The organism is Pseudomonas sp. AF32 (genome assembly GCF_022342325.2).
GTDB lineage: Bacteria > Pseudomonadota > Gammaproteobacteria > Pseudomonadales > Pseudomonadaceae > Aquipseudomonas > Aquipseudomonas uvaldensis.
Map to the genome: position 1 here is coordinate 1 of NZ_RQJK02000044.1, position 6,227 is coordinate 6,227.

8 protein-coding genes and 3 pseudogenes are annotated in these 6,227 nt (G+C 53.6%); 5 read left to right on the plus strand and 6 right to left on the minus strand.

The window, feature by feature from the left end; genetic code table 11:
• Positions 1 to 142: 142 nt before the first annotated feature.
• Positions 143 to 535: a transcriptional regulator gene (locus tag EGM97_RS25920; protein ID WP_238965254.1), complete on the minus strand. Its 393-nt coding sequence runs from the start codon at positions 533 to 535 to the stop codon at positions 143 to 145.
• A gap of 173 nt (positions 536 to 708) precedes the next feature.
• On the opposite strand from EGM97_RS25920, the gene EGM97_RS25925 reads away from it, so the two are divergent.
• The 4 genes from EGM97_RS25925 (at position 709) to EGM97_RS25940 (ending at position 2,822) form a co-directional block, all read left to right on the plus strand.
• Complete coding sequence (locus EGM97_RS25925; RefSeq protein ID WP_238965253.1) at positions 709 to 1,440, plus strand: DUF899 domain-containing protein; 732 nt, start codon at positions 709 to 711, stop codon at positions 1,438 to 1,440.
• Positions 1,441 to 1,841: 401 nt separating this feature from the next.
• Complete coding sequence (locus EGM97_RS25930) at positions 1,842 to 2,114, plus strand: hypothetical protein (protein WP_238965252.1); 273 nt, start codon at positions 1,842 to 1,844, stop codon at positions 2,112 to 2,114.
• A gap of 119 nt (positions 2,115 to 2,233) precedes the next feature.
• Entirely contained in the window at positions 2,234 to 2,536 is a 303-nt protein-coding gene (locus tag EGM97_RS25935) for a type II toxin-antitoxin system RelE/ParE family toxin (RefSeq protein WP_238965251.1), read from the plus strand.
• Positions 2,529 to 2,822: an addiction module antidote protein gene (locus tag EGM97_RS25940; protein ID WP_238965250.1), complete on the plus strand. Its 294-nt coding sequence runs from the start codon at positions 2,529 to 2,531 to the stop codon at positions 2,820 to 2,822. The genes EGM97_RS25935 and EGM97_RS25940 overlap by 8 nt, the downstream gene beginning before the upstream one ends.
• A gap of 159 nt (positions 2,823 to 2,981) precedes the next feature.
• Here the strand turns inward: EGM97_RS25940 and EGM97_RS25945 are convergent, their stop codons facing one another.
• From EGM97_RS25945 to EGM97_RS25965, 5 genes and pseudogenes are all read right to left on the minus strand, one after another.
• Positions 2,982 to 3,239, minus strand: a complete 258-nt coding sequence (locus EGM97_RS25945; RefSeq protein WP_238965249.1) for a BrnA antitoxin family protein — start codon at positions 3,237 to 3,239, stop codon at positions 2,982 to 2,984.
• Positions 3,240 to 3,686: 447 nt separating this feature from the next.
• Entirely contained in the window at positions 3,687 to 3,998 is a 312-nt protein-coding gene (locus EGM97_RS25950) for a hypothetical protein (RefSeq protein ID WP_477788889.1), read from the minus strand.
• A gap of 591 nt (positions 3,999 to 4,589) precedes the next feature.
• The gene (locus tag EGM97_RS25955; RefSeq protein ID WP_072399145.1) at positions 4,590 to 4,853 is read right to left on the minus strand and encodes a MafI family immunity protein; all 264 of its coding nucleotides are present in this window, start codon (positions 4,851 to 4,853) and stop codon (positions 4,590 to 4,592) included.
• A gap of 6 nt (positions 4,854 to 4,859) precedes the next feature.
• A pseudogene (locus tag EGM97_RS25960) lies at positions 4,860 to 5,213 on the minus strand (EndoU domain-containing protein); the annotation flags it as partial.
• Between the two features lie 186 nt (positions 5,214 to 5,399).
• Positions 5,400 to 5,713, minus strand: a pseudogene (locus EGM97_RS25965) (transposase); the annotation flags it as partial.
• 94 nt (positions 5,714 to 5,807) lie between these two features.
• Between EGM97_RS25965 and EGM97_RS25970 the strand changes: the two are divergent.
• Positions 5,808 to 6,227: pseudogene (locus EGM97_RS25970) on the plus strand (IS5 family transposase); the annotation flags it as partial.

A 6,227-nucleotide genomic window follows, 5' to 3' on the forward strand; every position in this document is an offset into this window, starting at 1 on the left:
AGAGAAGAAAACGACAAATAACCCCCCCGTTCTTTGGGGGTCTTGTGCTCCCGCGAATTCTCCCCCCCCCTCCCCCCCTCCCCCCCCCCCCCCCCCCCCCCCCCCCCCCCACCCCCGCTCCCACAAAGCCTGAGCTGAATCTCTATGCAATCTGCGCCTTCGAAGCCAGATCATCAAACGTAAACTCATCCAGCGCATCCTCCTGTTCATCCAGCACCTGACGCGGATGATCATTGCCGGGGATACTGCTGTCGATCAGGCTCAACAACCGCGAGCCGCGCATCGTCAGCACGAAATTCTCGCCGTTACCGCCCTCTTCCTCCGGCCGAGGCTCGATGAAGCCACGTTCCAGCAGTAACTTTTCATACTCGGCGGCGACCGCTTTCAGATGATCGAGGTTGTCGATTTCCTCGCCAGCAGCCGCTCTCCGCGCTGCGTACTCCTCCGCGTAAGGCCGAGGGGTGAAGCTGTGGCCGGCGCCGTTCTGCACTTCGTGCAGCAACTTTTCGATCAAGTCCCAGTTATAAGTCGTCATCCTGATCCATCCTCCAAAGAGTGAGATGCCTACTCAAGGTGTGACCGAGACGCTACGTCACCGTTCAGCCGAGCTTCCGGGCGGGTCATTTCACGCGCCGACCAACGGTCTGTCGAATCCGGCCTGGGCCAAACGACCACTTGCTGAAGCGCCTTCCTACAGGAGAAATCGCCATGAACGTAGAAAATCACCCCGTCGTCTCGCACGAAGAATGGCTCGCCGCCCGCCGCGAACATCTGGCCCGCGAAAAAGCCTTCACCCGCGAACGGGACAAACTCAGCGCCGAACGCCGCGCCCTGCCCTGGGTGAAAATCGACAAGCCCTACCGCTTCCAGGGCCCGGACGGCGAACTGAGCCTGGCCGACCTGTTCGGCGGCCGCAGCCAACTGATCGTCTACCACTTCATGTTCGGCCCCGGCTGGACAGAAGGCTGCCACGGCTGCTCCTTCCTCTCCGACCACATCGACGGCGCCAACCAACACCTGGCCCACCACGACGTCGCGGTGGTCGCCGTCTCCCGCGCCCCGTTCGCTGAATTCCAACCGTTCAAACGCCGCATGGGCTGGGCCTTCGACTGGGTCTCTTCAAACGGTTGCGACTTCAACTACGACTTCGGTGTCAGCTTCAAAGCCGAAGACACCGCCGGAGGAAAAGCCACCTACAACTACGAAACAACCGACACCACGGAAGGCGAACTCCCAGGCCTGAGCGTCTTCTATCGCAACGAAGCCGGCGACATCTTCCACACCTACTCCACCTATGCCCGTGGCCTGGACATGCTGGTCGGCGCCTACCACTACCTCGATCTGACGCCCAAGGGCCGCAACGAGGACGAGATCATGGATTGGGTGCGGCATCACGATAAATATGATGAGGCCAAGCCCCATAGTTGCTGCCACAACTGAAATCCAAATCAAACACCGCCCCCTTGTGGCGAGGGGGCTTGCTCCCGATCGACTGCGCAGCAGGCGCCGCTTTTCCTGACCATAGCTAGACTAAAGGTCCTACATAAAGCTCGGAAAGCGGTGGCTTGTGGGCTTGGAACGGGTCGCCCTATAGTCCTCAAGTCGCCAAAATGGCGATTCGGGTTTGGCGACCTGACTACAGAGAATGCGAAAGCTACCAGCTCATTGCAGGTACCGACGCACCCGCAAAGCCGCTATATTCCACGGCGGCTGTGCGCGGGAGATCTTCGGATCTGCCGGTTTTCTCTGTAACCGGTTCGCCAACCTGCGTACAGCCACCACCCAATCGTTTGGCGACGACTGAGAGGAGGCTTTCAGCCAATCAAACAGAGATCTTCAATATGAATCGATACATGCCCATCACCGGCATCGACTGCACCCCCGCTACCTTGCTCATCGACACCGAAGCCCCTCTCGACGTCCTCTTCGAAACCGCCGACTACCGCATCCGCACCGTGACCCAGGTACTGGAAAACATTGCCTTTCGTTCGGATATCGACTCGGAGACGGTGGTGCTGACCGACTTCTGCAAGATGCTGACGATAGCGCTGCGTGATGGGTGTGATGTGATGGATGTGATTGGGCGGCGGTTGCGGGCGCAGGCTGGGGAATAAATGGAAACGGGCGACCTGCGAGTCGCCCGTTTCACATTCTAGTGGACAGACTAATACAAGCGTGCGCTTGAGCTTGAATGCACGGCCTTGCCTTCATAGTATTTTATAGACTACATTTCATGAAAAAGATCGAATCCAGCAAGTTCCGATCCTGGCTTAAAAAGCTAAAAGATGAAACCGGTAGAGCGCGCATCACAGCGCGGATCAATCGACTGATGGAGGGATTACCCGGCGATGTCGCGCCAGTCGGGCATGGCGTCAGCGAGCTACGAATTCACTATGGGCCTGGCTATAGAGTGTATTTTCACCAACAGGGCGACCTGTTGGTAATTCTGCTGTGCGGCGGCAACAAAAGCAGTCAGGGCCGCGACATCGATACCGCCCACCAGATAATGCAAGCGTGGAGAGCACAAAATGACTGAGACCTTTACAGAATTCGACCCTGCTGAGTACCTCAACACCCCCGAGTCCATTGCTGAATTCATGAGCGATGCCCTTGAAACTGGAGATGCAGGCTATGTCGCCAAAGCAATGGGAGTAGTCGCACGCGCCAAGGGAATGACCGAACTGGCCCGGGAAACTGGCCTATCCCGCGAACAGCTATACCGATCCTTCAGCGAACAGGGCAATCCCACCCTGAAGACACTCCTGGCGGTCATGAAAGCGCTTGGCGTCGATATGGCGGCTCGGCCTCACATCGCTCACTGACTCGGAGACGGTGGTGCTGACCGACTTCTACAAGATGCTGACGATAGCGCTGCGCGATGGGTGTGATGTGATGGATGTGATTGGGCGGCGGTTGCGGGCGCAAGCTGGGGAATAAATGGAAACGGGCGGCCGTCGGTCGCCCATTTCAACGCCACTTGTTCAATACCGGTGGCTCTGTTGAGCTTGCATGTACTGGCGCAGGAGCTGATTGATACGTGTCTGATAACCTGTGCCCTGCCCCTTGAACCACTCAAGCACATCGGCGTCGAGGCGAATAGTCACGGCCTTCTTTACCGGCACATGCAACTCGGCCCGGCGAAAAAAATCTTCACCCAGTTCAGGAACATCGCTGGTATCGATGTCCTGGTCGTCCATATTGGCCAGGCGTCCCCAGTCAGTTTTCGATGTTTTCGACATAATATTTGGCCTCCTGTCGGGTGGCTTTTCGGGAAGAAAAAGGGGACAGATTTATTTTCCCGACTCACCCCTCAGCCGCCCCTGCTTTCTTCTCGCTATTGTACTAACACACCGACCATCTGCTCTATCTCATCCGCAAAACGACTTGTGCCTTACACTGCGTTAGATGGGTAGCTCGGTAAAACAATATACCCTACTCAGCCCCCCATCCCTGGAAGCTTTGAGCGTAGCAGATGATTGAAAAATAAATCTATCCTCTTTTTCTCTTTTCTCGTTTTTTGCAATTCTTTAAATTTTTAAACCACATAAAGCCACGTCATCAGAAACTCGAACCACACCATCAACGATAGACAAACCATCCTCAGATTCAAAAATCTCTAAATCCACAATTCCCAAAATCAAAATACACACAGAAAAAGCAGAAAAAGCACGAAAAAGGGGACAAATTTATTTTCCAGCCTTGGCCCACCGCCGCCCCTGTCCTCGCTGCTCTACCCTCACACCAACAATCCGCTCTACTTCATCTACGAAACGGTTTTTACCCGTCAATTGGCCTCGTTGCAAAGCGTCGCGGATCAATTGAGTTTGATCAGTCGGAATGGCTTGGCGCACAAACTCTTCATACCGAAGCTGCCGCTCCATCGAGGTATCACCCAACGCCATGAAGCATGGATCAGCATCTAACAGGCACCCACTAGGCTCATCATTTACCCGGCTTCGATAGCTCGACCATGCATAATCTGCGACGTTGGCGAGCATGCGAGCGCGCACAGGATTCAATTCAATTTAACGACTACAAGCGAGAAAATATGAATCCGACTGTGAAAAATAAATCCGTCCCTTTTTTTCTATACGAGAGCAAAAGGGGACATCTATTAGCCTTGACTTGAGACCGGCTAATGGGTGTCCCTTTTTTCTCTTTTCGCTGCCTAACTTGTGATTCTTGGCCTCATCCTATTGACAGCGTCCAGAAGCGATTCCAATTCAAGGCCATAACTATTAGGCTCAAAACTCTCCTCTATGCCCCTCATCAAAAACTCATTCGAAATCAATTCGCATAGCTCATCTATTTCACTCGACGATATCGAACCATAAAGTACTTTATCAGGTAGGAGTTTGATTTTTTCCTCAAAAAAACATAACGCGACTAAAAGCTGCGTTTGGGCATCAGTTAATACTCCGGTCATTTTCCAGTCCCCGAAGATGATTTCCCCCAACCTGTAACCACTTTACCTTCAGTATTGACCACTATAACTGCATCCGTCCCTGTACACCTCAAAAAGGGGACACCCATTAGCCTTGACTTGAGACCGGCTAATGGGTATCACCTTTTCTACCCTACCCAGCTCTTTATATTTCAGGCATCGTCAACGCCTGCAAATACTTAAAAGGAGCGTTTCCGAGATCAAACCCCATGACTGACGCTAACAACTGGATCTCTTTAAGCTCATCAATAGACAGAGCCACGTCGTATTCACAAATATGGTCGCAGAGAATCTCTAAAGCTAAATTTTCCTCGTTATATTTCACATAGTCCAATGCACCATCAAGAAGGACCGCCTCCAATCGCCCTTTGAATTTCGCACCCAGATTTAATATCTGTTGAGAGTACATATCAACCTACTTTATCGGTTTATAAGGGGGTATAGGCGCATCGTCAGGAAATGCAGTTATGACATTCTGCACCGCCGGTTGATATACAACACGCATACGAACCCCATCCCGCGTTTCGTAAGAAACCCACTTAGCTGGATCGCCATTTTTTGTATACAATCCACCCGTTCCGGTCTGTGCATACCACTTTGTATCCGGCGAAGTCAGAATATCACTTACTTCATGAATAATTTTCTCCGCAGACCAGCTTTCTGGGAATACAGTTTTCCCCGGTTGTCCGGGCCAGAGATGACCACCGCTTCCCGGCCCATCACCATACAAAATATGCTTCTTCGATTCATCCGAGAGCAGATCGACGTAATCCGATGAATTTGTAATCTTCGGCGGCGTTACTGGCTTCGGCGGATCAAGATCCGGCACATCCGAATCCGGATTAAGCTCCTCCAGCTTATTGATCCGAGTCTTGATGACGTCAATATCAACCGAAGCCTCAATCCTCTTGACCGTGTTGACCGAAACGTCAATCCCAGTAAAAAGGGGACAGATTTATTTTCCAGACCCTGCCCTCGGCCGCCCCTGCCCTCGCTGCTCTACCCGCACACCCTCAATCCGCTCGACCTCATCTACGAAAAACGGCTTGTACCCGTTAGTTGACCTCGCTGCAAAGCATCGCGGATTAATCGAAGCTGATCAGTCGGAATGGCCTGGCGCACAAACTCTTCATACCGAAGCCGCCGCTCCATCGAGGTATCACCCAAGGCCATAAAGCATGGATCAGCATCTAACCAGCCCCCACCAGACTCATTATCTACCCGGCTTCGATAGCTCGACCATGCATAGTCTGCGACGTTGGCGACCATGCTAGGCTCTGTACGAAATCCGCCGAAACTCATTTGACTCCCACAACCGTCAGGAATCAGTAGAGTCCGCGTCCATCAATGGCAGGAGCCCACGATGGCCAAGCGGTACGAACTTCCCGACGCAGCCTGGGATTTGGTTGCAGACATCTTCAGTGAAACCCGCCGCAACGGACGCCCACGGGCAGATGATCGACTGATGCTCAACGGCGTGCTGTGGGTACTCTGTTCAGGCGCCGCCTGGCGTGACATGCCCGAGCGCTTCGGCCCGTGGTCAACGGTGTATCAACGCTTTCGCGACTGGCGTAACCGCGGGACTTTCGAGCAGATGCTCAAGCGACTTCACATCCGGTTGAACGAGCAAGGCTTGATCGACTTGGAAACCTGGATGATCGATTCCACTGCTGTTCGTGCAACCCGAGCCTCATCAGGCGCCGGGAAAAAAGGGGGCCTGAAGAACCGCAAGACCATGCTCTCGGGCGCAGCCGGGGCGGCCTGACGACCAAGATTCACATGC